This window comes from Micromonospora costi, assembly GCF_003626655.1.
Taxonomy (GTDB): Bacteria; Actinomycetota; Actinomycetes; order Mycobacteriales; family Micromonosporaceae; genus Micromonospora; species Micromonospora costi.
Map to the genome: position 1 here is coordinate 271,123 of NZ_RBAN01000001.1, position 23,525 is coordinate 294,647.

Consider the following 23,525-nt stretch of genomic DNA (forward strand, 5'->3'; position numbering starts at 1 on the left):
CGGCGGCCCGCCGGGGGTACCGGCCGTGGCCACGACGAGAAACTGCCTATCGATGATTGTCGCTGTAGCATCATGACGGGATGACCGAGCCACAAACCCTCACGCTGCGGCCCGGCGGGCCGGCCGACGCGCCCGCGATCCTGCGCCTGCTCGACGACGCCACCGCGTGGCTGGTGGCCCGGGGCCGGTCCGGCCAGTGGGGCACCGAGCCGGCCTCGGCGGATCCGCGCCGGGTCGCGCAGGCCGACGCGTGGGCCCGCGGCGAAGGGCTCTGGCTCGCCGTGCTCGGCGACCGGCCGGTCGGCGCGCTGGTCGTCGGCGCGGCCACGCCGTACGTGCCCCCCGCCACCGAGCCGGAGCTGTTCGTGAATCTCCTGGTCACCGACCGGGCGTACGCCGGGCGGGCGATCGGCGGCCGCCTGCTCGCCCACGCCGCCGAGTTGGCACGTGAGCGCGGCCTGGGCCTGGTCCGGGTCGACTGCTACGCCGGCGGCGACGGCGCCCTGGTCCGCTGGTACGAACGCCAGGGCTTCACCCGCACCGAGCCGTTCGTCGTCGAGCGGCCCGGCCGGGAGCCGTGGCCCGGGCAGGTGCTCGCCCGCCGGCTGTCCTGACCGGCGGTACCCGTCAGCCGATCTCCTCGTCCACGTAGCACCAGCGCCAGGACTCCCCCGGCTGGATCGAGCGCATCACGGGGTGGCCGGTCTGCTCGAAGTGCACGCTCGCGTGCCGGTACGGGGACGAGTCGCAACAGCCGACGTGTCCGCAGGTGAGGCACGAGCGCAGGTGCACCCAGTCGGTGTTGCCGATCGCCACGCAGTCCGGGCACTCGTCTGTCGTGCCGGGTTCGGCCGTACCCGCCTCGGTGAGGTGTCCGCAGCTCACCGGTCTCCCTCCCGTCGCAGCAACGATTCCTCCAGGTCCAGGTCACGATAGGCCCGCACCAGCACCTCCTCCGGGATCCGGCCGGTGTCCCGGGCCACCCGGAACACCTCGCGCTCGGCGTCGATCATCTCCTGCCGCAGCCGCCCGTACGCCTGGGACGGCGTCTCCCGCTCGGTGCCGCCCAGCCGTTCCCAGGCCAGGTTGGTGCGGTCCTCCACCGCCCGGCGCAGGCGGTCGACCACCGGCGCCGGGGCGCTGTCGGCCAGCTCGTCGAGGCGTTCGCGGGCCGCCCGGCTGGCCTGCTGCTGCACCCCGGCCGCGGAGAGCGCGTCCTGCACCGGGTCGTCCGGGGGCAGCTTGAGTCGCCGGGCCACCGCCGGCAGGGTGGCGCCCTGGCCGACGAGGGTGACCACGATGGTCGCGAAGGCCAGCCAGATGAACAGCGCCCGGGGATATTCCGCCCCGCCGGCCACCGTGAGCGGCAGGGCGAGCGCGGCCGCCAGGGTGACCACCCCGCGCATCCCGGCCCAGCCGATGACGAGCGGGTACTTCGCGGGCTTCCGCTCCCCGTCGCGTCGGCGGACGCGGGGCACCAGCCGGGTCAGGTAGGTGACCGGGAACAGCCAGAAGTAGCGGGCCAGGAAGACCGTGCCGAGCACCGCGGCGGTGACCCCCACGACCCGGCCGATCGGCTCGTCGAGGTCCTGGAGCACGTCCGGGAGCTGGAGGCCGACGAGCAGGAAGACGAGCCCTTCGAGCAGGAAGCGGACCAGCCGCCAGACCGCGCCCACCTGGAGGCGGGACGCGGCCGACATGAGGACCGGCAGTTTGTGGCCCAGCGCGAGCCCGGTGACCACGACCGCGACCACACCCGAGGCGTGGATCTCCTCCGCGGCGAAGACCACCGCGAACGGGATGATGAGCGAGAGCGCATTGTCCAGCAGGGGGTCGGTGATCCGCTTGTGGACGAAGCCGAAGACCACCGCCCCGATCGCGCCGACCAGCACGCCACCGCCGGCGGACCGCAGCACCTCGATGCTCACGTCGGCGACGCCGACCGCCGAACCGACCGCGGCCAGCGAGGCGACCCGGAGCAGCACCAGCGCGGTGGCGTCGTTGAGCAGGCTCTCCCCTTCGAGGATCGTGACCACCCGGCGGGGCAGCCCGATGCGCCGCGCCACCGCGGTCGCGGCCACGGCGTCCGGCGGGGCGAGCACCCCGCCCAGCGCCAGGCACACGGCGAAGGGCACCCCGGGCAGCAGCGCGGACAGCACGACACCGACCGCGAGCGCGGTGAACAGCACCAGCCCGACGGCGAGCAGCAGGATCGGGCGCAGGTTGTGCCGGAACGCCGGCACGGAGGTCTCCAGCGCGGCCACGTAGAGCAGCGGGGGCAGGATCCCCACCAGCACCAGGTCCGGGTCGAGCCGCACGTGCGGGAAGCCGGGTACGAAGGAGAGCACGAGCCCCACCACGACGAGCACGATGGGTGCCAGCAGGCCGAGCTTGCGCGCGAGAGCGGCACCCAGCGTCGCGGTCGCCAGGAACACGACGACCTCGAAGAGTCCCTCCATGGGCTACGAGCCTAGGCAACACCCACCGGGTGGTCGATCATCGGGCGGCCCGGAGCTTGGGCAGCACCTCGGCGCCGAACGTGTCGAGGAAGGCGCGCTGCTCCCGCCCGACGTGGTGCAGCGCGATCTGGTCGAAGCCGAGCGCCAGGTACTCCTCCAGCCAGCCCACGTGCCGGCCCAGGTCGGCCGAGACGTTCACCACACGGGTCACCCGCTCCAGCGGGACGTCGGCCGACACCTCGTCGAAGTGGTCGGCGGTCTCCAGGTCCCAGCAGACCGGCGGGGCGAACACGTTGCTGCGCCACTGGTCGTGCGCCACCGCCTCTGCCTCGGCCTGGTCGGGCGCCCAGCTGAGGTGCACCTGGAGGTGCAGCGGGCCGCGGCCACCGGCGTCCCGGTAGGCGGCGATCATCCGCCGCAGGTGGGCGACCGGCGCGTTGACCGTGATCAGGCCGTCCGCCCAGCCGGCGCACCAGCGCGCGGTGGGTACGCTCACCGCCGCCCCGATGAGCGCGGGCGGGGTGTCGGGGCGGGTCCACAGCCGGGCGCGGTCCACCCGGACCAGGCCGTCGTGGCTGACCTCCTCGCCCGCCAGCAGCGCGCGGATCACGTCGACGCACTCCCGCAGCCGGGCTGCCCGGACGTCCTTGCGCGGCCAGCCGTCGCCCGTGATGTGTTCGTTGCTGGCCTCGCCGGTGCCGAGGGCGGCCCAGAACCGGCCCGGGTACATCGCGGCGAGCGTGCCGATCGCCTGGGCCACGACGGCCGGGTGGTACCGCTGCCCGGGCGCGTTCACCACCCCGAACGGCAACCCGGTCGCCTGCAGCGCGGCGCCCAGCCACGACCAGGCGAACCCGGAGTGGCCCTGCCGGGCGCTCCACGGGGAGAAGTGGTCCGAGCACATGGCGGCGTCGAAACCGACCCGTTCGGCGTGCACGACCGCGTCGAGGAGGGCACGGGGGTGGATCTGCTCGTGTGAGGCATGGAAACCGAACACCGTCATGGGTGCGTTCCCTACCCACGACGGTGTCCGGCTAAAGCGGGCGGGGGCGCGCTATTCGGCGTGCGCGCCGGCCGGACCGACCGAGCCGGCGCCCTCGCCGCCCATCCAGACGGTCTTGGTGTTGCAGAACTCGCGCATGCCCATGGCCGAGAGCTCCCGGCCGTAGCCGGAGTTCTTCACCCCACCGAAGGGCAGCTCGGGGAACGAGGTGGTCATCCCGTTGATGAACACGTTGCCGGCGTCGAGGTCCGTGACGAAACGCGCCTGCTCGTCCGGGTCGCGCGTCCAGGCGTTGGAACCGAGCCCGTAGGTCGTGCCGTTGGCCACCTCGATCGCCTCGTCGTACGACGAGACGCGGAACAGGCCGGCGACCGGCCCGAACACCTCCTCGCGCCACATCCGCATCTCCGACGTGAGGTCGGTGACCACGGTCGGCGGGTACCACCAGCCGTCCCCGGCCGGGAGGTCCCCGCCCACCAGCACGGTCGCGCCGTTGTCGATCGCGTCGCGGACCTGGGCGTGCACCTCGTCGCGTCCCCGGTCGGTGGCGAGGGGACCGACGTCGGTCTGGTCGTCCATGGGGTCGCCGACGCGCAGGGCGGCCATGTTCGCCGCGAACTTCTCGGCGAAGGCGTCGAAGACGTCGGCGTGCACGATGAACCGCTTGGCGGCGATGCAGGACTGGCCGTTGTTCTGGCAGCGCGCGGTGGTGGCCACCTCGGCGGCCCGGTCCAGATCCGCCGAGGGCATCACCACGAACGGGTCGCTGCCGCCCAGCTCCAGCACCGTCTTCTTCAGCTCCCGGCCGGCGATCTGCGCGATCGACCGGCCGGCGCCCTCGCTGCCGGTGAGCGTCGCGGCGCGCACCCGGGGGTCGCTCAGGATGTGGTCGACCGCGTCGGAGCCGACCAGCAGCGTGGTGAAGGCGCCCTCGGGGAAGCCGGCGCGGCGGAACAGGTCCTCCAGCAGCAGCGCCGTCTGCGGCACGTTCGAGGCGTGCTTGAGCAGCCCGGTGTTGCCGGCCATCAGCGCCGGCGCGGCGAAACGCATCACCTGCCAGAGCGGGAAGTTCCACGGCATCACGGCGAGCACCGGCCCGATCGGCTGGTAGCGGATGAAGGCCCGGGTGGCGCTGACCGCCGCGGCGTCCGCCGGCTCGTCGGCCAGGAACTCGGCGGCGTGGGCGGCGTAGAACCGGGCCGCCTTGGCGCACTTGGTCACCTCGGCCTTCGCCGAGGCGTACGTCTTGCCCATCTCGGTGGTCATGATCCGGGCGATCTCGTCGCGGTCGGCGTCGAGCAGGTCGGCCGCCGCGTTCATCCAGCCCGCCCGCTGGTCGACCGTGGTGCCGTGCAGCTGCCGGAAGGCGCTGTCGGCCCGCCCGATGGCGGCGTCGATCTGCTCGGCGGACATCGGGTCGTACGACTTGAGCACCTGTCCGGTGGCGGGGTTGGTGGTGGCGATGGACATCTCGTCCTCCTGTCACTCGAACAGCGAGTGCTGGACGCCCGGCTCCTCCCGGCGGCGGGCGGCGCGGCGGCGTTGGATGACGACCAGGTCGACCACGGCCACCACCGCGAAGAACGCGCAGACCACTCCCAGCCAAAGAATGTCGGCGAGGAACGCCAGCACCGCGAAGATGGCCATGATCACCAGGCCGAAGCTGGCGAGCGCGAGCCGGAGGTTCAGCGCGCTGTACGCGTGCCCGACCGTGCCGCGGGCGCGCCGGGGCTGCGATCTCGTCATTCCCCCGACCTACCCCGGACGGGCCGGGTTAACCGCGTGCCGGCCGTCGGCCGACCCGCGGGCCCGTCAGCCGATCTCGGCGAGCGCCGGCACGACCAGATCGCCGACCTGCCCGGCGAACTCGACCGGGTGCCGGTCCGGTGTCACCTGGATCTCGGTCACCCCGAGCGCCGCGTACTCGCGGGCGGCGGCGAGGAACGCGTCCCGGTCGTCCAGGGGCGACATCCGCATGACGAGGGTCTTCTCGATGCCGTCGTAGTCGCGCCCCTCGGCCTCGCAGTGCGACCGGAGCACGTCGAGCTTGTGTCGCACCTCGTCCACCGGGCCGCTGAACAGGTTGCACGAGTCCGCGTAGCGGGCCACCAGCAGGAGGGTCTTCTTCTCCCCGCTGCCGCCGACCATGATGGGCGGGCGTTGCCGGCCGAGCGGCGCGGGCACGCAGAGCGTCTCGGCCAGCTGGTAGTGCCGGCCCTCGAACGGGCCGTTGTCCGCGCTCCACATCTGCAGGCAGATCTGCAGCGTCTCCTCGAGCCGCTCGAACCGCTCGCCCACCGGCACCACGGGTACGCCCAGACCACGCTGTTCCCGCTCGTACCAGGAGGCGCCGATGCCCAGCCGCGCGCGACCGCCGGAGAGAACGTCCAGGGTGGTGACGATCTTGGCGAGCAGACCCGGGTACCGGTACATCACGCCCGTCACCAGCACGCCGAGCGTCATCCGCTCCGTCTGGCCGGCGACGTAGCCGAGCGTGGTGTACGCCTCCAGCATCGGCTCGTCGGCCGGCGCCGTGGCCTCCATCTGGAAGTAGTGGTCCATGACCGTGAAGGACGCGAACCCCGCTTCGTCGGCGAGCCGCGCGGTCCGGGCCAGCGTGGGGGTGATCAGCTCCGGCTCCGGCGGCGTGCTGAAGGTCCAGTAGTGCAGGCCGAGTTTCACGATCGCACCCTCCCTCGGGACGTGCCGTCGACGTGCCCGACCAAGCCTTCCCCTTCGAGTGCGCTCGACGTCAAGGTTCCGCCCGGCGTCGCCCGATCGCGGCCGGCGCGCGCCGCGTTACCGCATCGACGTCCGCGACGACAGCGGTATGCCGCATAGCCGACAGCAACCGCCCGCCTCGACCCCGTACACGCATAGAGTGACCGCGCTGTAGCTCTACGCTGTCGGACGGGGAAGGTCATGCCTCGACGCTGGGTCACCGCCGTCGCGTGTCTCCTGGCGCTGGTCGCCCTCGCCTGCGAGGGCGGCGGCGAGGCGGGTCCGCGTCCCTCCCGCGGCACCCCGCAACCCGGCGGGTCCGGTGGCATCGCGGCGCTCGGCGACTCGATCAGCACCGGCTTCGGCTCCTGCCTGGTGCTCACCTCCTGCCAGCGCAACTCCTGGTCGACGGGCGACGGCCTGCGGGTGGACAGCCTCTACCGGCGGCTACTCGACCGCGACCCGGCGATCCGGGGCCGGGCGTACAACCACGCGCGACCGGGGGCCCGCGCGGCGGCGCTGGAGGAGCAGGCCCGGGCGGCGGCGCGCGACCGGGTCGACCACGTGACGGTGCTGGTGGGCGCGAACGACGCCTGCCGGAGCGACGTCGAGGCGATGACACCGGTGACCGAGTTCCGGGCCGGCGTCGACCGGGGGCTGCGGGCGCTGCGCGCCGGCCGCCCGAAGGCCCGGGTGCTGGTGGTGAGCATTCCCGACCTGTACCGGCTCTGGGAGGTCGGGCACACCGACTCCCGGGCGGTCCGGGCCTGGCGTCGCGGCGTCTGCCCGGCGCTGCTGGCCGACCCGACCTCGACCGCCCCCGCCGACCGGGCCCGTCGGGCCGCCTTCCGCGACCGCGTCGCCGCCTACAACGCGCAACTGGCGGCGGCGTGCCGGGCGTACGGGTCGCGCTGCCGCTACGACGGCGGAGCCGTGCACCGGGTGCGGTTCACCCTGGACCTGGTCAACGCGCTGGACTGGTTCCACCCCAACGCGGCCGGGCAGGACCGGCTGGCCGAGGTGGCCTGGCGCGCCTCCGGCCTCGGCACCTGAGGCCGGCCCGTCGCCCGCCCGTCCTCGTCGTACGCCCGTCCTCGCCTCGTCGTGCCCGGCGCCGGTCGTCTGCCGGTCAGCCCTGGCGAGGCGCGGGGACGGCGTCGCCGCGCTGGCGGTAGAGCGCCCGGGACCGCTCGGCGAGATCCTTGGTGGCCGAGGAGTTCGCCCAGGTGCCGAGGATGATGGCCGCACCGGGCACGACCTTCGCGAAGACCCGCTTGGCCGCCCGCACCCCGGCCATCTGCGCCAGGCGGACGCCCAGGCGCAGCATCACCTTGCCCAGTTGGTGCTGCCCGCTCCTGCCGAACAGGGCCCCTGCCCGCTCGCGGCCGGCGGCCACACCGAGGGCCAGCCGGGCGCTCTCGGCCACCTTGTGCACCCGCTGGAGGACGAGCAGGTCGGTGGCGCGGTCGGTGTGCAGCGGGTCGACGCCGTACGCCGCGGCGACGTGCAGCACCATCCGGGCCTGCGTCCAGGCCAGCACACCCACGTCGATCACCGCGCCGGGCAGCCCGGCCGCGCCGGAGACGGCGCCGGACAGCCGCGCGTGGTTGACGAACCTGCGGACCGCCTGCTCGGCGAGGGCGTCACCGGTGACGCCGGGCTGCTCAGTCCGGGCGCGCTGCGCCCACTGCGCCGCCTCGGGACCGAGCCGGCGCACCGCCTCGAGAGCGAGGTGCTCCGGGGCGTACTGGGGGTCGTCCCGCATCCGGTCCCAGAGCGTGGCCGGTGGCGTCTCCGGGGCGTCCAGGCCGGCGGGCACGGCTGCCGGAGGTGCCGGCGGGCCCGGAACGGCGGCGGGGGGCGGGGGTACGGGCACGGGCGGCTGGCCGTCGGCGGGCACGGAGTCGGTCACAGGTACTCCCGGTGGGTCAGCGCGGCGGGCACGGCGGTCGGCGGTGGTCAGCGGCGGCGGTTGGACAGTCTGGCCGCCAGCCCCCGCAGCTTCCGCTGGGTCTCCGGCTTCGCCAGCTCACGTCGACCGCGCGCGATGAGCTGCTGCCCCTTCGGGGAGCGCAGGAACATGTTGATCCGTTGCACCAGAGACATCTCGGTCCTCCTGTCGGCGAGCCCTCACTCATGTGTACCTGGAACCGACAAGAGATGTACCCAGGAACGCCCGGACCCCAACCGTCCACTGTGGGCGGAAGACTACCGCCCGGCGGTGGCGTCGACGACACCTGGGCCGGGGCCCGGGACGAACTCGCAAAAAGCCCGATCGGGGGCATCCCTCCAGGCGCGCCGACGGCGATCACTAGACTCGGCCGTACGGCCCACCGCACCGTCCACCGACCGGCCACGATGCCCGCGCCCACCCGGCGGAATGCCGCTATTCGCCCGATCCTGATCACTCTCTGAGAACGGACCGCCCGGCGAAGGAATGCACCAGGATGGCGGGTACGTTGCCGGAACCGGGCGCCGTGGCACGCGGCGGCGTCCGTAGGCACATCCCAGGGAGGTCCGCACCGGTGCTCGACCCACACGAGCTCTACGAGCTCACCGACGATCTGCCCGACCTCGGTCAGCCGGTCCTGATCCAGGCGCTCACCGGCTTCGTCGACGCCGGAAACGCCAGCCGGTTGGCCCGCGAGCAGCTGTTCAGCTCGCTGGAGTCCCGCCCCATCGCGACCTTCGACCTCGACCAGCTCTTCGACTACCGCTCCCGGCGTCCCGTGATGACCTTCGTAGAGGACCACTGGGAGTCGTACGACGCGCCGAAGCTCGAGCTGCACCTGCTGCGCGACGACGACCAGACCCCGTTCCTGCTGCTCACCGGCCCCGAACCGGACGTGCAGTGGGAGCGCTTCGTGGCCGCGGTCGCCGGTCTCGCCGCCCGGCTGGACGTCCGGGTGACCGTCGGGCTCAACGCGATCCCGATGGCGGTCCCGCACACCCGGCCCACCGGGGTGACCGCACACGCCACCCGGCGCGAGCTGATCTCCGGCTACGAGCCGTGGCTGCAGCGGGTGCAGGTGCCGGCGGCCGTCGGCCACCTCCTCGAGTTCCGCCTCGGCGAGCAGGGACGCGACGCGATCGGCTTCGCGGCCCACGTCCCGCACTACGTGGCGCAGACCGAGTACCCGGCCGCCGCGGAGGTGCTGCTGGCCTCGGTGTCGCGCAGCACCGGGCTGTTGCTCCCCCGCGACGGCCTGCGCTCGGCCGCCGAGGTGGTCCGGGTCGAGATCGACCGGCAGGTCGCCGAGACCGAGGATGCCGCAGCGCTCGTCCAGGCGCTCGAGGAGCAGTACGACGCCTTCGCCCGCGGCCGTGGCGAGAAGAATCTGCTCGCCCCGGAGGTCGGCTCACTGCCGACCGCCGAGGAGCTCGGCGCCGAGCTGGAGCGCTTCCTGGCCGAGCAGAGCCGCCCCAACGACACACCCGGGAGCTGACCGCCGCCGGGGCGCCGCGGCGCGACACCCCGGCGGCCGGCTCGGCGCGCCGGCCGCGGATGCGGCAGGCTGGAGGCATGCGCCTGGCGACCTGGAACGTGAACTCGGTGAAGGCCCGGCTCCCCCGGCTGCTCGACTGGCTCGCCGGCACCGCGCCGGACGTGGTCTGCCTTCAGGAGACCAAGTGCCCGGACGGCGCCTTCCCGGTGGCCGAGGTGGGCGAGCTCGGCTACAGCGTGGCCAGCCACAGCGACGGCCGGTGGAACGGGGTGGCCCTGCTGTCCCGGGTCGGACTGTCCGACGTGACGGTCGGGTTCCCCGGCGAGCCGGGCTTCCCCCTGCCCGAGGCCCGCGCCATCTCGGCCACCTGCGGCGGGCTGCGGGTCTGGTCGGTGTACGTGCCCAACGGCCGTACGCCGGACGACCCGCACTACGCGTACAAGCTGGCCTGGTTCGCGGCGCTGCGGGACGCGCTGGAGCAGGAGCTGACCGGCGGCCTGCCGCTGGCCGTCTGCGGGGACTTCAACGTGGCACCGACCGACGCCGACGTCTGGGACCCGGCGGTGTTCACGCACTCGACGCACGTCACCCCGGCCGAGCGTGCCGCGCTGGCCGCGCTGCGCGACCTGGGGCTCACCGACGTGGTGCCGACCCCCATGAAGGGGCCACACCCGTTCACGTACTGGGACTACCGGGCCGGGATGTTCCACCAGAACAAGGGCATGCGCATCGACCTCGTGTACGCGTCCGCGCCGTTCGCCCGGGCAGTCCGCTCGGCGTACGTGGACCGGGAGGCACGCAAGGGCAAGGGGCCCTCCGACCACGCGCCGATCGTGGTCGACGCCGAGCTGGTGCCGGCCGTCGAGGCGTTCTGACCCCTCCACCCCTGGTTAGGGTGGTGGCATGGCAGTCGTGAAGATCAACGCGATCGACGTCCCGCCCGGTGCCGGCGAGGAGTTGGAGAAGCGATTCGCGGCCCGGGCCGGCGCGGTGGAGAACTCGCCCGGTTTCCTCGGGTTCGAACTGCTCCGGCCGGTCGCCGGGGAGAACCGCTACTTCGTCTACACGAAGTGGGAGTCCGAGGAGGCGTACCAGGCGTGGGCCGCCGGCCCGTCCCGCGCCGCCCACGCCGGGCAGCAGCAGCGCCCGGTCGCGTCCGGCGCCACGCTCCTGGAGTTCGAGGTCGTCCAACAGGTCCCCTGACCAGCCCGCCCCGGCCCCCGGCCAGGCCTCCCCCGGTGATCATGAAGTTATCGCCCTTGGAGAGCGCTCCCTGGGGCAACAACTTCATGATCACCAGCGCGGGCGGCCGGCGCGCCCGGCCGGCGGCGCCGGCCGGGGCAGGCCCGGCGCCGGCGGGGGTCAGGGTTGGCGGGTTGTGGTCAGGGAGGCGAAGGCGATCAGGTTGTCCTCGTAGCCGGTACGGCCGCCGACGAAGTCCCCGCCGCAGGTGATCAGCCGCAGCCCGGGCGGGCCCCTGTGGCCGTAGATCCGGTCCGCGGGCAGGCGGTCCTTCGGGAACCGTTCGACCGAGTCGACCCGGAACACGACCACGGACCCGTCGGCCCGGGTCACCTCGACGGTGTCACCGGCCTTCAGCTTGTGCAGGTCGTAGAAGACCGACGGGCCGTCCTTCGTGTCCACGTGCCCGACGATCACCGCCGGGCCGGGCTCGCCGGGGGTCGGCCCCCGGTCGTACCAGCCGGTCTCGTTGTGCCGCTCCAGCGGAGGCACGTCGATCGAGCCGTCCCGCGCCTGCCCGACCGGTGCCACGGGCGCGGACACCTTGATCGTCGGCACCTCGAGGCGTACCGGCCGGCTGGCGCGCAGGACGTTGCTGTCGCTGCCGGCGGACCGCTCCCCGCCGCTGGCCACCCAGTCCAACGGCCCGACCGTGCGCCCCAGCCCCGCGCCGGTCGCGAACACCCCGCCCAGGACGCAGAGCACCGCCAGCGGCACCGTCCAGGGGCTCCGCCCTCCGGGGGCCCGGCGGCCGGCGGCCGTAGCGGCCGGACCGGCGACGGTGGTGGCCGGACGGGCGGGACCGGTGGTGACCATCGGCGGGCTCACCTCCCGGAGGTACGGGGTCGACGCAGGGCCATCAGCGCCAGGACCAGACCGGCGACGGTCAGCGCCACGCCGCCGGGGACCAGAAGCCCGCCCGGGAAGCCGCCGGCCGTGCCGCCGAAGCCGGTGGCCGGGCCCCGGCTGGGCTGCACCGACTTCACCACCTGGAGCATGGTCGAGGCGGTCTCGCCGTCGCGGCACTCCAGCTTGACCCGGTAGTTGCCGGGGCGCGTGCGCTCGCGCACCATCGGCGCGGCCGTGAGCAGCCCCCGCTGCGGTTGCACCTGGACGCGGCCGAACGCGTCCGAGACGACGATGGCGGGGATCGAGTTGTCGCGGCAGCTCGCCTTGATGCCGACCAGGAAACCGGCCTGCACGGTGCTCGGGCTGACCTCCACGAAGACGTCCACGAGCGGGCTCGGCTGGGGCGCCGCGACCGGGTCCGTCCGCCCGGGATCGGGGGCGGCGACCTCCGTGGGGTCGGGCGTGGGCGCCTCCTGACCGAAGCCGGCGGGCGACGCGGCGACGTAGTCCGGCCCGTTCTGCGTGGTCGCCTCCCGCCCGGCCGCGACGGTCAGCAGCAGGCCGGCGATCACGGCCGACAGGACGAAGCCTTCGCGGGTCATCGCTCGATGCCTCCTCCCGACGCCGTCGGGGCGGGCCGGGCGGCGGAGCCCGGTCTGCCGTACGAGATGGATCCTCTCATTCCCGGTCGTACATCACATCCGATCCGGCACGACGGTCGCGTACGCTCGGAAAGCTGTGACCTCCACCGACCACGACCCCACGCGTCTCGCGCCGCACCCGGCTGCCCGGACGGTCCGGACCTTCCACCCGCGGCGCGGCCGGATGACCGGCCGGCAGACCGACGCGTTGGGCCGGCTGTTCCCGACGTACGGCCTGGAGATCCCCGACGGGCCCGGCGCTCCGGTCGACCCGGCCGGGCTGTTCGGTCGCGAGGCGCCGGTGGTGCTGGAGATCGGTTCGGGCATGGGCGAGACCACCGCGGCGATGGCCGGCGCCGACCCGGATCGAGATTATCTGGCGGTCGAGGTGCACACGCCCGGAATCGCCAACCTGCTCGACCTGGTGGACCGCCGTAACCTGCGCAACGTCCGGGTGGCCCGGGGCGACGCCCTGGCGCTGGTGCGCCGGCTGCCCGCGGGGTCGCTCGACGCCGTGCACGTCTTCTTCCCCGATCCGTGGCCGAAGGCCCGGCACCACAAGCGGCGGCTGATCCAGCCGGCGCACGTGGCCCTGCTGCGCGGCCGGCTCGCGCCCGGTGGCACCCTGCACTGCGCGACGGACTGGGCCGAGTACGCCGAGGCGATGCGGGACACGCTCGACGCCGACCCGGAGCTGGTCAACGCGTACGACGGCTTCGCGCCCCGGCCGGCACACCGCCCGGTCACGAAGTTCGAGCGCCGGGCGCTGCTCGCCGGCCGCCCGGTCGCGGACCTGGTCTACCGGCGCCGGTGACGTCGCCGCGCCCGGCCGGCTCCGGTCCGGCCGCCCGCGCCCGGGTTGGCGCGGAGGGGCATGATCCAGGCACCATGGACGCGCTATGACGCTCACTGCCGCGCTGCCCGCAAGCGCCGACCCCGACACCCTCTTCGACGCGTTCGCCGGCTGGGCCAAGGAGCGCGGCTTCGACCTCTACCCCCACCAGGAGGAGGCGATCATCGAGATCGTCTCCGGGGCCAACGTGATCATGAATACGCCGACCGGCTCGGGCAAGAGCCTGGTCGCGACGGCGGCGCACTTCGCGGCCCTCGCCGACAACCGGACGACCTTCTACACGGCCCCCATCAAGGCGCTCGTGTCGGAGAAGTTCTTCGCCCTCTGCGAGATCTTCGGCGCGGAGAACGTGGGCATGCTGACCGGCGACGCCAGCGTCAACGCCGACGCCCCGATCATCTGCTGCACGGCCGAGATCCTGGCCAACCTCGCGCTGCGCGAGGGCGCCCGGGCCGACGTCGGCCAGGTGGTCATGGACGAGTTCCACTTCTACGCCGAGCCCGACCGCGGCTGGGCCTGGCAGGTGCCGCTCATCGAGCTGCCGCAGGCCCAGTTCATCCTGATGTCGGCCACGCTCGGCGACACCACCCGGTTCGTCGACGACCTGACCCGGCGCACCGGGCGGCCGACCGCCGTCGTCCGCTCGGCCGAGCGGCCGGTGCCGCTGATCTTCTCGTACGCCATGACGCCGCTGCACGAGACCCTCGAGGAGCTGCTGGAGACGAAGCAGGCGCCGGTCTACGTCGTGCACTTCACGCAGGCCGCCGCGCTGGAACGGGCGCAGGCGCTGATGAGCGTGAACGTCTGCACCCGGGCCGAGAAGGACATGATCGCCCAGGCGATCGGGAACTTCCGCTTCACCTCCGGCTTCGGCAAGACGCTGTCCCGGCTGGTCCGGCACGGCATCGGCGTCCACCACGCCGGGATGCTGCCCAAGTACCGCCGGCTCGTGGAGACCCTCGCCCAGGCCGGCCTGCTCAAGGTCATCTGCGGCACCGACACCCTCGGTGTCGGCATCAACGTGCCCATCCGCACGGTTCTCTTCACCGGCCTGTCGAAGTTCGACGGCACCCGCACCCGGCTGCTCAAGGCCCGCGAGTTCCACCAGATCGCCGGCCGGGCCGGCCGGGCCGGCTTCGACACCATCGGCCGTGTGGTGGTGCAGGCGCCGGAGCACGTGATCGAGAACGAGAAGGCCCTCGCCAAGGCGGGCGACGACCCGAAGAAGCGGCGCAAGGTCGTCAAGAAGAAGCCGCCGGAGGGGTCGATCGGCTGGGGCGAGCCGACCTTCCAGCGCCTCGTGGAGGCCGAGCCCGAGCCGCTCACCTCCAGCTTCCAGGTCAGCCACTCGATGCTGCTCAACGTCATCGGCCGGCCCGGCGACGCGTTCGCGGCCATGCGGCACCTGCTCACCGACAACCACGAGGAGCGCGCCGCACAGCGGCGGCACATCCGGCGGGCGATCGCCATCTACCGGGCCCTGCGCGCCGGCGGGGTGGTCGAGGAGCTGGCCGAGCCGGACGAGACGGGCCGGCGCGTACGGCTCACCGTCGACCTCCAGCTCGACTTCGCGCTCAACCAGCCGCTGTCGCCGCTGGCCCTGGCCGCCATCGAGCTGCTGGACCGGGAGTCCCCGTCGTACGCCCTCGACGTGCTGTCGGTGATCGAGTCGATCCTCGACGACCCGCGCCAGGTGCTCTCCGCGCAGCAGTTCAAGGCCCGCGGCGAGGCGGTCGCCGCCATGAAGGCTGAGGGCATCGAGTACGAGGCGCGCCTCGAACTGCTCGACGAGGTGACCTGGCCCAAGCCCCTCGCGGAGCTGCTGGAATCGGCGTACGAGATGTACCGGCAGGGGCACCCGTGGGTGGCCGACCACCAGCTCTCCCCGAAGTCCGTGGTCCGGGACATGTACGAGCGGGCCATGACCTTCCCCGAGTACGTGCAGTTCTACGGGCTGTCCCGCTCCGAGGGTCTCGTCCTGCGGTACCTGGCCGACGCGTACAAGACGCTGCGGCAGACCGTCCCCGAGGACGCGAAGACCGAGGAGCTGATCGACCTCATCGAGTGGCTGGGCGAGCTGGTCCGGCAGGTGGACTCGAGCCTCATCGACGAGTGGGAGCGGCTGCGCAACCCGTCCGACGTGGCCGCCGCGGCCGTCACCCTGGACGACCGGGTGCCCGCCGTCACGCGCAACGCCCGCGCGTTCCGGGTGCTGGTGCGCAACGCGCTGTTCCGCCGAGTGGAACTGGCCGCCCTGCGCCGCTGGGACCTCCTCGGCGAACTGGACGCCGCCGACGGGTGGAACGCGGACGCGTGGGCCGACGCGCTGGAGCCGTACTTCGACACGTACGACTCCATCGGGACCGGCCCGGACGCCCGCGGCCCGGCGCTGCTCATGATCAACCAGGGAGGCTCGACCTGGACGGTGCGGCAGATCCTGGACGACCCCGAGGGCGACCACGACTGGGGCATCAGCGCGGAGGTCGACCTGGCCGCGTCCGACGAGGTGGGCGCGGCGGTCGTCCGGATCACGTCGGTCGGGCAGCTCTGACCGCTCCCTCCGCGGGCCGTCCGGAAACCTCGGGCGGCCTGCGGCCCGTTCACCGGGCCTGCGCGAACGCCTTAATCTGGTGTACCGCCTCGCGGGTGCCGCCGTCGAACGGGGTGCCGTGGCCGGGGAGGATCCACGTCGCCGGCAGCTCCTCGATGCGGGCGAGCGAGGCGAGCGCCAGCTCCGGGTCGTCGGTGAACGGCGCCGGCTGCGGGCCCGGCCGGCCGGTCAGCACGTGCCGGGTGGTGAGCGCGTCGCCGACGAAGACCGCGTCGGCGACCGGCACGTGCACGGCGATGCTGCCGGGCGAGTGGCCGGGCATCCCGATCACGTGCGGGGCGCCGGGCAGGTCGAGCACCTGGCCGTCGGCAACGGAGACGACCTCCCTGAGGTACGTGGTGCGCATCCCGCCCTTGCGGCTGGCGTACCAGAGGAAGCCCGCCAGCGCACCCACCTTGAACTTCCCGAACGATGCCTCGGGCTTGGCCTCGCCACGGGCGCGGGCGGCGTCCGCACTGTGCACGTAGACAGGGACGCCGTGCTCGCGCCGGAGCCGTTCGGCGAAGCCGATGTGGTCGGTGTCGCCGTGGGTGAGGATCAGTCCGCGGATGTCGGCGAGCGTACGGCCCATGCCGGAGAGCTCCGTGACCAGCTCCGACCAGTGACCGGGCAGCCCGGCGTCCACGACGGTCACGCCCTCCTCGGTCTCGATCAGGTATGCGGCGACGAGGTCGTTGCCGATGCGGTGCAGGTGTGGTCCGAGCTTCATGGTTGCCTCCCGATGCGACTTCTGATGGCTACGGTGCATAGCCATCATGGCTAAGCACTATAGCTATCATGGTGACGACCGTCGCCCACCCGGAGGAAACACCACATGCCGACCCCCGATCGAACCTCGCTCGCCGAGATCGTCACGGCCGCCCGCGACATCCTGGAGTCGGAAGGGCTCCCGCGCCTGACGATGCAGGCGGTCGCCGAGCGGGTCGGCGTACGCGCCCCGTCGCTCTACAAGCGGGTCCGCAACCGGGACGCCCTGATCCGGCTCGTCACCGAGGCGACCGTCCGCGACCTGGGCGAGCGGCTGGAGGCCGTCGCCGGCAGCGGCGACCCCGGCACCGACCTCGGCGAGCTGGCCCGCGTCTTCCGCGCGTTCGCCCACGCCCACCCGGCCGGCTACCACCTGATCTTCGCCAACGGCCCGGCGGAGACCCGGCCCAGCCTCGACTCGCTCACCCGGGCCAGCGCCCCCGCCCTGCGCGTCGCCGCCGACCTCGCCGGGCCCGAGCACGCCCTGGAGGCCGCCCGTATGTTCACCGCCTGGGCCAACGGCTTCGTCAGCATGGAGCTCGCCGGAGCCTTCAACCTCGGCGGCGACCTCGACGAGGCCTTCGAGTTCGGCATCATCCGGCTGACCGCCGCCTTCACCACCCCGGAGCCACCCCGGGCGGGCTGACCGCCGCCGCAGGGGCTCGGGCCAGCTTCAACCCTGGGCGATGTCAGCCCCGTCTATTAGACTGTATGTACTAAACCAGTTCCTGACCTGGGAGGACGACCGTGACCGCGCCCGCCTCCGCCCCCCTCACGCCCTACGCCACGCTCCTCGGCTTCACCCGGTACGTCGACCGCACCGGGCCCACGAAGGCCACCTTCGTGGGTGGCCTGCGCAAGCAGCGCGCCAGCCGGCACGGCTTCAACCCGCACGGCCAGTTCGTGAAGGCACTCAAGGCCGACATCGCCTTCCACACCGGCGGCACCCACCTCGACCAGGTGGCCGACCAGGTCAAGCCGCGCTGGCGTCCGCTCTACCAGGCACTCGTGCCGGGCGCGACCGCCTGGCTGCACAGCCTCGGCGAGCCCACGTCGGTCGACCTGGCCCAGACCCGGGACGCCCTCGCCATGCTCGGCGACCTACCCGTCAAGATCAACCCCCACTTCGGCGTACGCCACGCCGACGGGCGCGTCGAGGCCGTCCGGCTGCACTTCGACGAGACCCCGCCCAGCGAGGAGGCGGTGCTCGCCACGCTGCACCTGATGGCCCGCCACATGGACGCGCTGCTCCCGCACGCCGAGCCGGTCCTCGTCGACGTCCGACGCGGCCAGGCGCACCGGATGCCCGAGGGCGTCAAGCCCGACCAGGTCGAACGCTGGCTCGCCGGCGAGGCGGCCGCCTTCCGCTCCCTCTGGTCCACCGCCGCCTGACCCACCGGGCCCCGGCCCACGGCCCCACCCGACCCGCCGCGTCGCCAGCGTCAGCGCCCGCCCGCACCCCGCCGTGCCGGGCGGGCGCCCGCGTTCGCCGCCCGCACCCGCGCCCGCGTTCACGGCAAGATCGCGCTCGATCCTGGAAGTAGTGGCCTCCCATTGCCAGGGAGGCCACTACTTCCGTGTTCGAGCGTGATCTTGCGGGTTGTCCACAGGGTCTGCGCCGCGGGTCCGGTGTGCGCGAGCCTGGACGGCATGCCGAAGGCCCCTCGCCGTCCGTCACCCTTGCGCGGTCGGATCTTCCGCGGCTCCACCGCAGTCTCGCGTGGGCTGCTCACCCGCAACGATCTTCGCAGCTCCGCGTGGCGGCCGCTCTTCCGCGACGTCTACGCCGATGCGCAGCTGACGATCACACACCGCACCCGGTGCCTGGCCGTGCATCGCTGGCTGACCCCACCGGGCACCGCGGTGGCGGGTCGGTCCGCTGCCGCCCTGTACGGGGTGGGGCGAGTCCCGGCGGATCAGCCCATCGAGGTGCTCGTGCCGACCAGGCCAACCCCGGACGCTGACGCCGCAGTGGCACCCTCCGGACGACGGCGGGACGCCGCGGTGCGGCCCCTGGGACGGTCGGATGCCGCACGACCGGACCCGCGCAAGGGTTCCATGACGGGGCTGCGGGTGCATCACGGCGAGATCGAGCCGGGGGACGTCGTCGACCGTGCCGGGATCCTTGTGACGTCGCCGGCCCGGACGTGCTGGGATCTTGCCCGCTGGCTCGACGTCGTGGAGGCGGTGGTCGTCATCGACGGCCTGCTCGCCCGCCGGCTCACGGACGTGGCGGCGCTGCGCGAGTACGCCCTGGCCCGGGCCGGGCGCAGGGGCTGGCGGTCGCTGCTGCGGGCCGTCGACCTGGCGGATCCCGGTGCCGAGTCGCCGCCGGAGTCACGGGCCCGGGTCCGGCTGGTGATGGCCGGGCTGCCCCGCCCGTGCACGCAGTTCGTCGTGGCGGAGGCGGGCCGGTTCGTTGCCCGGCTCGACCTGGCGTGGCCAGAGTTCAAGGTCGCGGTGGAGTACGACGGGCTCTGGCACGACGATCCGGATCAGTTCCACCGCGACCGCCGGCGCCTGAACCGTCTCCTCGGCGAGGAGTGGATCGTCCTGCACCTGACCGCGAGACGGTTCCGCGAGGACTTCGAGGGTTTCGTACGAGAGGTCCGGGCGGCTCTCCGTGCCCGCGGCCACCGCGCGCGTTGGACCCCGCCTCATGATCGCGCTGCAACATGGAAGTAGTGGCCTCCCCACCATCGGGAGGCCACTACTTCCGGGATCGAGCGCGATCTTCGAGCCGCGCCCCCGCGGGGCGCGCGGGCGCGGCGCGAGGGCGACGGGCCGGGTGGGTCAGGCGGCCAGGTACTTCTGGAGGTCGTCGAGGATCTTGTTGGCGGCGCCGACGCCGATGCCGGTCATCCAGACCTCGTCGGAGACCACGTACGCCTTGTTGGCCTTCACCGCGGACAGGTTCTTCCACAGGCTGCCCGCCGTGACGGTGCCCTGCTCGGCGGCGGCCTTCTCGCCGTACGCCGTCACGAAGATGACGTCACCGTCGACCTCGTTCACCCGCTCGGGGCTGACCACGTCGAAGCGCTTGTCCTCCTTGTTGGCGAGCAGCTGCCGCTCGGGGCGGCCCAGCCCGGTGTCGCCCAGCACGATGCCGGAGAAGGACTCCGGGCCGTAGACGCGGATGTTGCCGGGCAGGAAGCGGACGATCGAGATCTTGCGCGAGGCGGCGTCGCCCAGCTTCGCGCCGAACTCCTTGGCCCGCGCCTCGTACGAGGCGAGCAGGTCCTTCGCCTCCTGCTCCTTGCCGAGCGCCTTGCCGTCGAGGAGGAAGTTCTCCTTCCACGTGATGCCGACCTTCTCCGTGAAGACGGTCGGGGCGATGGCGGCGAGCTCGTCGTAGAACTTCTCCTGGCGGAACTTGCTGCCCAGGATCAGGTCCGGCTTGAGCGCGTTGATCGCCTCGAGGTCGGGCTCACCGAGCACCCCGACCTCCTTGATGCCGGCGAGCTTGTCCTCGCCGAAGTACGTCGGCCAGCTCTTCGCCTCGCCGGCGGTCGCGGCGCCGACCGGGGTGACGCCGAGGGAGAGCGCAGTGTCGATCTTGTCGGTGTCGAGCACGACGACGCGCTGCGGGTGGGCGGGCACCTTGGTGGTGCCCATGGCGTGGGTGATCTCCCGGGTCTCCCCGCCGGTGGTGCCGGCGACCGGGTCGCTCTCACCGCAGGCGGTGAGTCCGACGCCGAGGGCGACGGCCGCGGCGAGGACGGCGACGAGACGACGCATCAGATTCCTTCCGAAGGGTACGAGCCGGCGAGAGCGCCGGCGGCTGGAGTGGCCCCGGCGCCCGGAGCGCCGGCAGCCGGAGCGGGACCGGCGCCCGGAGCACCGGCAGCCGAAGCGGGACCGGCGCCCGGAGCGCCCGCCGACGGAGCGGCGCCGACGCCCGAAGCGCCCGAGGCGCCTGAGGCACCCGAAGCGCCCGCGGCCAGGGTGGGACTGGTGAGGGCGGGCACCACCAGCGGCGCCCCGCTCACCGGGCAGGGCACGACCACGCAGTCGAGCCCGAACACCTCGCGGACCAGGTCCGCGGTGAGGATCTCCCGCGGCGGCCCGGCGGCCACCACGGCGCCGGCCCGCATCGCGACCAGGTGGTCGGCGTACCGGGCGGCCTGGTTGAGGTCGTGCAGCACGGCCACCACGGTGCGGCCCCGCTCGGCGCGCAGCCGGTGCAGCAGGTCCAGCACCTCCACCTGGTGGGCCAGGTCGAGGAAGGTGGTGGGCTCGTCCAGCAGCAGCGCCTCGGTGTCCTGGGCGAGCGTCATGGCGATCCAGACCCGCTGCCGCTGCCCGCCGGAGAGGGTGTCGACCGGCCGGTCGGCGAGACCGGCGACGTCGGCCAGGGCCATGGCCTCGTCCACGGCGGCGCCGTCCTGCTCGGACCACTGCCGCCACCAGCGCTGGTACGGCTGCCGGCCCCGGCCCACCAGGTCGGCCACGGTGACCCCCTCGGGCACGAGCGGGCTCTGCGGCAGCACCCCGAGGCGCCGGGCCACCTCGCGGGTGGGCAGCTCCCGGATGGCCGTGCCGTCGAGCAGCACGGTGCCGCGGCGCGGGGCGAGCAGGCGGGCCAGGGTGCGCAGCAGGGTGGACTTGCCGCACGCGTTCGGCCCGACGATCACGGTGAACGCGTCGGAGGGCAGTTCCAGGTTCAGCCCGTCCAGCACGGTCCGCTCGTCGTAGCCGGCGACCAGGTCGCGGGTGGAGAGCATCACGCCTCCTGAGGGGTGGTCGACGGATGGGCAGGGCGGCGGGCGGTCACGACGACCTCCGGCGGCCCCGCAGCAGCAGGTACATGAGGTACGGGCCGCCGATGGCGGCGGTGAGCACGCCCGCCGGCAGCTGGGTGGGCGCGAGGAGCCGCCGGCCGGCCAGGTCGGCCAGCACCAGCAGCAGGGCGCCGAGCAGCGCGGCGCAGATCAGCGGCGGCCGTTCGGCGCGTACCAGCCGGCGGGCCACCTGCGGCGCCACCAGCGCCACGAAGTCGACGGCGCCGACCTGCGCGGTGACCATCGCGGCGACGAGGACGCCGGTGCCGGCGAGCCCGACGCGGCGGGCCGCCGGCCGCAGCCCGATGCCCCGGGCGGTGTCGTCGTCGAGGGCCGTGCTGTTCAGCGCCCAGCCGGCCCACGCGAGCACCGGCAGCAGCACGAGCAGGGTGACCCCGATCCACGTGGTCTCGGTCCAGCCCTTGCCGGCGAGGGTGCCGATCAGCCAGACCTGCGCGCGCTGCCCGTCGATCGGGTCGGCGGTGAGCATGACCACCTCGGTGAGGGCCCGCAGCGCGAAGGCCACGGCCACGCCGGCCAGCACGAACCGCTGCGCGGCCAGCCCGTGCCGCGCACCGAGCGCGAGTAGCAGCACCGCGGCGGCCAGGCCACCGACCAGCGCCGCCGGCGCCACCAGCGCCGCGGCCGCGCCGCCGGTCAACGCCACCGTCGCGGCGAGGCCGGCGCCCTGGGTGACGCCGATGACGTCCGGGCTCGCGAGCGGGTTGCGGGCCACGCTCTGGATCAGCGTGCCGGCCACCCCGAACGCGGCGCCGGCCACGGCGGCCAGCACAGCCCGCGGCAGTCGCAGGTTGAGGACCACCAGGTCGTACGGGGTGCCGGCGCCGGAGAGGGAGTGCAGCACGTCGGCCGGGGCGACGTACGGGGTGCCGAGGGAGAGGCTGAACACGAGGGCCACGGCCAGCAGCACGAGCAGCACGGCGGCGACCACCACCGAGCGGCGCCGGATCTGCATGCTCACCGGGCCGAGGCGCAGCAGCGAGCGGCCGGGCAGCCGGCTCGCGCCGCCGCCGGGGGCGACCGGATCGGTGATCGTGGCGGGGGCGCTCACGCCGTCACCACCTTCGCGCGACGGACCAGGACGGCGAGCAGCGGCGCGCCGATCAGGGCGGTGATGATGCCGGCCGGGATCTCGCCCGGCGGGTCGACCAGCCGGCCGACGATGTCGGCGCCGAGCAGCAGCGCCGGCCCGAGCAGGGCGGACACCGCGAGCGTCCACCGGTGGTCGGCGCCCACCAGGGCCCGCGCGAGGTGGGGCACGGCCAGGCCGATGAACGCGATGGGCCCGGCGGCGGCGACCGCGGCGCCGGTGAGCAGCACCGCGGCGACACCGCCGCCGATGCGGATCAGCCCGATGCGGTGCCCCAGGCCGCGTGCCACGTCGTCGCCGAGGGCCAGCGCGTCCAGCCCGCGGGCCACGAGGGCGGCCAGCGCCAGCCCGGCGAGCACGAACGGCAGCACCTGCGCGGCGACCGACAGGTCCCGGCCGGTGAGCCCGCCGACCACCCAGAACCGGTACTCCTCGAAGGTGCGGGCGTCGATGCTGAGCAGCGCGTACACCACGGAGGCGAGGCTGGCGTCGAGCGCCGCGCCGACCAGCGCGAGGGTGACCGGGCTGGCGCCTTCGCGGGCCCGGCTGGCCACCGCGAAGACCAGCAGGCCGGCGAGGAGCGCGCCGCCGATGCCGAACCAGACGTAGCCGGCGAGCGTGCCCACACCGAAGACGCTGATGGCGAGCACCACGCCGCAGGAGGCGCCGGCGCTGATGCCGAGGATCCGCGGTTCGGCGAGCGGGTTGCGGGTCAGGGCCTGGAAGAGCACGCCGGCCACCGCGAGGGCCAGGCCCACGGCGAGGCCGAGGGCCGTGCGCGGCAGCCGCAGCTCGCGGACGATGGTGGTGGCCTCGCCGCCGTCGGGCGCGACGAGGGCGTGCCACACCTGGTCCACGGGGATGGGCCGGCTGCCCAGGGCGAAGCTCGCCAGCACCACGAGCAGCAGCACGAGCGCGGCCCCGAGGGTGACGGCGAGCCGCCGCCCGTTGCGGGCGCGGCTGCGGCGGCCGGTGGGGGCCGGCCGGTCGAGGAGGGTGGTCACGAGTCTCCCGCGGGTGCGCGCTTAGGTTCGCCTTACCTTATCCGACCCGCCGGGTGG

At 73.7% G+C, this 23,525-nt stretch carries 24 protein-coding genes and 1 pseudogene; 10 read left to right on the forward strand and 15 right to left on the reverse strand.

Going from position 1 to position 23,525, the window contains the following annotated elements:
* The first annotated feature begins 80 nt into the window (after positions 1 to 80).
* Entirely contained in the window at positions 81 to 614 is a 534-nt protein-coding gene (locus tag D7193_RS01270; RefSeq protein ID WP_120777542.1) for a GNAT family N-acetyltransferase, read from the forward strand.
* Positions 615 to 627: 13 nt separating this feature from the next.
* Here the strand turns inward: D7193_RS01270 and D7193_RS01275 are convergent, their stop codons facing one another.
* The 6 genes from D7193_RS01275 to D7193_RS01300 all read right to left on the reverse strand — a co-directional run bounded on the left by D7193_RS01275 (position 628) and on the right by D7193_RS01300 (position 6,144).
* The gene (locus D7193_RS01275) at positions 628 to 885 is read right to left on the reverse strand and encodes a UBP-type zinc finger domain-containing protein (protein ID WP_120777543.1); all 258 of its coding nucleotides are present in this window, start codon (positions 883 to 885) and stop codon (positions 628 to 630) included.
* Positions 882 to 2,459, reverse strand: a complete 1,578-nt coding sequence (locus D7193_RS01280) for a Na+/H+ antiporter (RefSeq protein ID WP_120777544.1) — start codon at positions 2,457 to 2,459, stop codon at positions 882 to 884. The genes D7193_RS01275 and D7193_RS01280 overlap by 4 nt, the downstream gene beginning before the upstream one ends.
* 37 nt (positions 2,460 to 2,496) lie before the next feature.
* Positions 2,497 to 3,462, reverse strand: coding sequence for a TIGR03885 family FMN-dependent LLM class oxidoreductase (locus D7193_RS01285; protein ID WP_120777545.1), 966 nt, complete (start codon positions 3,460 to 3,462; stop codon positions 2,497 to 2,499).
* Between the two features lie 51 nt (positions 3,463 to 3,513).
* A complete protein-coding gene (locus tag D7193_RS01290; RefSeq protein ID WP_120777546.1) occupies positions 3,514 to 4,932 on the reverse strand; it encodes an NADP-dependent succinic semialdehyde dehydrogenase in 1,419 nt (472 codons plus the stop codon).
* A gap of 12 nt (positions 4,933 to 4,944) precedes the next feature.
* On the reverse strand, positions 4,945 to 5,208 hold the full coding sequence (locus D7193_RS01295; protein WP_120777547.1) for a DUF6343 family protein: 264 nt from the start codon (positions 5,206 to 5,208) through the stop codon (positions 4,945 to 4,947).
* 66 nt (positions 5,209 to 5,274) lie between these two features.
* Positions 5,275 to 6,144 (reverse strand): LLM class F420-dependent oxidoreductase, encoded by an 870-nt coding sequence (locus tag D7193_RS01300; RefSeq protein WP_120777548.1) that lies wholly within the window; start codon positions 6,142 to 6,144, stop codon positions 5,275 to 5,277.
* 240 nt (positions 6,145 to 6,384) lie between these two features.
* Here D7193_RS01300 and D7193_RS01305 point away from each other — a divergent pair, with 240 nt between their 5' ends.
* Positions 6,385 to 7,236 carry a GDSL-type esterase/lipase family protein gene (locus D7193_RS01305; RefSeq protein WP_120777549.1) on the forward strand — a complete coding sequence of 284 codons (852 nt, stop codon included), beginning with the start codon at positions 6,385 to 6,387 and terminating at the stop codon, positions 7,234 to 7,236.
* 76 nt (positions 7,237 to 7,312) lie between these two features.
* On the opposite strand, the gene D7193_RS01310 is transcribed toward D7193_RS01305, so the two are convergent.
* Both D7193_RS01310 and D7193_RS33625 read right to left on the reverse strand, forming a co-directional pair.
* Positions 7,313 to 8,095: an EcsC family protein gene (locus D7193_RS01310; RefSeq protein ID WP_377456415.1), complete on the reverse strand. Its 783-nt coding sequence runs from the start codon at positions 8,093 to 8,095 to the stop codon at positions 7,313 to 7,315.
* 47 nt (positions 8,096 to 8,142) lie between these two features.
* Positions 8,143 to 8,289, reverse strand: coding sequence for a hypothetical protein (locus D7193_RS33625; RefSeq protein ID WP_174242528.1), 147 nt, complete (start codon positions 8,287 to 8,289; stop codon positions 8,143 to 8,145).
* A 419-nt stretch (positions 8,290 to 8,708) separates the two neighbouring features.
* On the opposite strand from D7193_RS33625, the gene D7193_RS01315 reads away from it, so the two are divergent.
* From D7193_RS01315 to D7193_RS01325, 3 genes are all read left to right on the forward strand, one after another.
* Complete coding sequence (locus D7193_RS01315) at positions 8,709 to 9,629, forward strand: proteasome assembly chaperone family protein (protein WP_120777550.1); 921 nt, start codon at positions 8,709 to 8,711, stop codon at positions 9,627 to 9,629.
* 77 nt (positions 9,630 to 9,706) lie between these two features.
* A complete protein-coding gene (locus tag D7193_RS01320; protein WP_120777551.1) occupies positions 9,707 to 10,504 on the forward strand; it encodes an exodeoxyribonuclease III in 798 nt (265 codons plus the stop codon).
* Positions 10,505 to 10,532: 28 nt separating this feature from the next.
* Positions 10,533 to 10,832 carry an antibiotic biosynthesis monooxygenase family protein gene (locus tag D7193_RS01325; RefSeq protein ID WP_120777552.1) on the forward strand — a complete coding sequence of 100 codons (300 nt, stop codon included), beginning with the start codon at positions 10,533 to 10,535 and terminating at the stop codon, positions 10,830 to 10,832.
* Positions 10,833 to 10,991: 159 nt separating this feature from the next.
* Here D7193_RS01325 and D7193_RS01330 read toward each other — a convergent pair whose 3' ends face one another.
* Entirely contained in the window at positions 10,992 to 11,687 is a 696-nt protein-coding gene (locus D7193_RS01330; protein ID WP_120777553.1) for a class F sortase, read from the reverse strand.
* Positions 11,688 to 11,695: 8 nt separating this feature from the next.
* The gene (locus D7193_RS01335; RefSeq protein WP_120777554.1) at positions 11,696 to 12,322 is read right to left on the reverse strand and encodes a hypothetical protein; all 627 of its coding nucleotides are present in this window, start codon (positions 12,320 to 12,322) and stop codon (positions 11,696 to 11,698) included.
* Positions 12,323 to 12,458: 136 nt separating this feature from the next.
* Here D7193_RS01335 and trmB point away from each other — a divergent pair, with 136 nt between their 5' ends.
* Together trmB and D7193_RS01345 are read left to right on the forward strand one after the other, a co-directional pair.
* Complete coding sequence (trmB, locus tag D7193_RS01340) at positions 12,459 to 13,175, forward strand: tRNA (guanosine(46)-N7)-methyltransferase TrmB (RefSeq protein WP_120777555.1); 717 nt, start codon at positions 12,459 to 12,461, stop codon at positions 13,173 to 13,175.
* Positions 13,176 to 13,260: 85 nt separating this feature from the next.
* Positions 13,261 to 15,765 carry a DEAD/DEAH box helicase gene (locus tag D7193_RS01345; protein WP_120777556.1) on the forward strand — a complete coding sequence of 835 codons (2,505 nt, stop codon included), beginning with the start codon at positions 13,261 to 13,263 and terminating at the stop codon, positions 15,763 to 15,765.
* 49 nt (positions 15,766 to 15,814) lie between these two features.
* Here the strand turns inward: D7193_RS01345 and D7193_RS01350 are convergent, their stop codons facing one another.
* On the reverse strand, positions 15,815 to 16,534 hold the full coding sequence (locus D7193_RS01350) for an MBL fold metallo-hydrolase (RefSeq protein WP_120777557.1): 720 nt from the start codon (positions 16,532 to 16,534) through the stop codon (positions 15,815 to 15,817).
* A 105-nt stretch (positions 16,535 to 16,639) separates the two neighbouring features.
* Here D7193_RS01350 and D7193_RS01355 point away from each other — a divergent pair, with 105 nt between their 5' ends.
* The 3 genes from D7193_RS01355 to D7193_RS33155 all read left to right on the forward strand — a co-directional run bounded on the left by D7193_RS01355 (position 16,640) and on the right by D7193_RS33155 (position 19,257).
* The gene (locus D7193_RS01355; protein WP_120777558.1) at positions 16,640 to 17,218 is read left to right on the forward strand and encodes a TetR/AcrR family transcriptional regulator; all 579 of its coding nucleotides are present in this window, start codon (positions 16,640 to 16,642) and stop codon (positions 17,216 to 17,218) included.
* A 101-nt stretch (positions 17,219 to 17,319) separates the two neighbouring features.
* A complete protein-coding gene (locus tag D7193_RS01360) occupies positions 17,320 to 17,964 on the forward strand; it encodes a hypothetical protein (protein WP_120777559.1) in 645 nt (214 codons plus the stop codon).
* A gap of 666 nt (positions 17,965 to 18,630) precedes the next feature.
* On the forward strand, positions 18,631 to 19,257 hold the full coding sequence (locus tag D7193_RS33155) for a hypothetical protein (protein ID WP_147434309.1): 627 nt from the start codon (positions 18,631 to 18,633) through the stop codon (positions 19,255 to 19,257).
* Between the two features lie 108 nt (positions 19,258 to 19,365).
* Here D7193_RS33155 and D7193_RS01370 read toward each other — a convergent pair whose 3' ends face one another.
* From D7193_RS01370 to D7193_RS01385, 4 genes and pseudogenes are all read right to left on the reverse strand, one after another.
* Positions 19,366 to 20,310, reverse strand: a complete 945-nt coding sequence (locus tag D7193_RS01370; protein WP_120777561.1) for an ABC transporter substrate-binding protein — start codon at positions 20,308 to 20,310, stop codon at positions 19,366 to 19,368.
* Positions 20,311 to 20,531: 221 nt separating this feature from the next.
* Positions 20,532 to 21,296: pseudogene (locus D7193_RS01375) on the reverse strand (ABC transporter ATP-binding protein); the annotation flags it as partial.
* 46 nt (positions 21,297 to 21,342) lie between these two features.
* Positions 21,343 to 22,425 carry a FecCD family ABC transporter permease gene (locus tag D7193_RS01380; RefSeq protein WP_241562774.1) on the reverse strand — a complete coding sequence of 361 codons (1,083 nt, stop codon included), beginning with the start codon at positions 22,423 to 22,425 and terminating at the stop codon, positions 21,343 to 21,345.
* A complete protein-coding gene (locus tag D7193_RS01385; RefSeq protein WP_120777562.1) occupies positions 22,422 to 23,468 on the reverse strand; it encodes a FecCD family ABC transporter permease in 1,047 nt (348 codons plus the stop codon). The genes D7193_RS01380 and D7193_RS01385 overlap by 4 nt, the downstream gene beginning before the upstream one ends.
* Positions 23,469 to 23,525 lie beyond the last annotated feature (57 nt).

Bases quoted from the DNA above. Each gene is read 5' to 3' on its own strand.
- D7193_RS01280 (WP_120777544.1), bottom strand. From the start codon at position 2,459: ATGGAGGGACTCTTCGAGGTCGTCGTGTTCCTGGCGACCGCGACGCTG.
- D7193_RS01330 (WP_120777553.1), bottom strand. From the start codon at position 11,687: ATGGTCACCACCGGTCCCGCCCGTCCGGCCACCACCGTCGCCGGTCCG.
- D7193_RS01270 (WP_120777542.1), top strand. From the start codon at position 81: ATGACCGAGCCACAAACCCTCACGCTGCGGCCCGGCGGGCCGGCCGAC.
- D7193_RS01320 (WP_120777551.1), top strand. From the start codon at position 9,707: ATGCGCCTGGCGACCTGGAACGTGAACTCGGTGAAGGCCCGGCTCCCC.
- D7193_RS01285 (WP_120777545.1), bottom strand. From the start codon at position 3,462: ATGACGGTGTTCGGTTTCCATGCCTCACACGAGCAGATCCACCCCCGT.
- D7193_RS01350 (WP_120777557.1), bottom strand. From the start codon at position 16,534: ATGAAGCTCGGACCACACCTGCACCGCATCGGCAACGACCTCGTCGCC.
- D7193_RS01305 (WP_120777549.1), top strand. From the start codon at position 6,385: ATGCCTCGACGCTGGGTCACCGCCGTCGCGTGTCTCCTGGCGCTGGTC.
- D7193_RS01290 (WP_120777546.1), bottom strand. From the start codon at position 4,932: ATGTCCATCGCCACCACCAACCCCGCCACCGGACAGGTGCTCAAGTCG.
- D7193_RS33625 (WP_174242528.1), bottom strand. From the start codon at position 8,289: ATGTCTCTGGTGCAACGGATCAACATGTTCCTGCGCTCCCCGAAGGGG.
- D7193_RS01325 (WP_120777552.1), top strand. From the start codon at position 10,533: ATGGCAGTCGTGAAGATCAACGCGATCGACGTCCCGCCCGGTGCCGGC.
- D7193_RS01335 (WP_120777554.1), bottom strand. From the start codon at position 12,322: ATGACCCGCGAAGGCTTCGTCCTGTCGGCCGTGATCGCCGGCCTGCTG.
- D7193_RS01370 (WP_120777561.1), bottom strand. From the start codon at position 20,310: ATGCGTCGTCTCGTCGCCGTCCTCGCCGCGGCCGTCGCCCTCGGCGTC.
- D7193_RS01295 (WP_120777547.1), bottom strand. From the start codon at position 5,208: ATGACGAGATCGCAGCCCCGGCGCGCCCGCGGCACGGTCGGGCACGCG.
- D7193_RS33155 (WP_147434309.1), top strand. From the start codon at position 18,631: ATGACGGGGCTGCGGGTGCATCACGGCGAGATCGAGCCGGGGGACGTC.
- D7193_RS01345 (WP_120777556.1), top strand. From the start codon at position 13,261: ATGACGCTCACTGCCGCGCTGCCCGCAAGCGCCGACCCCGACACCCTC.
- D7193_RS01355 (WP_120777558.1), top strand. From the start codon at position 16,640: ATGCCGACCCCCGATCGAACCTCGCTCGCCGAGATCGTCACGGCCGCC.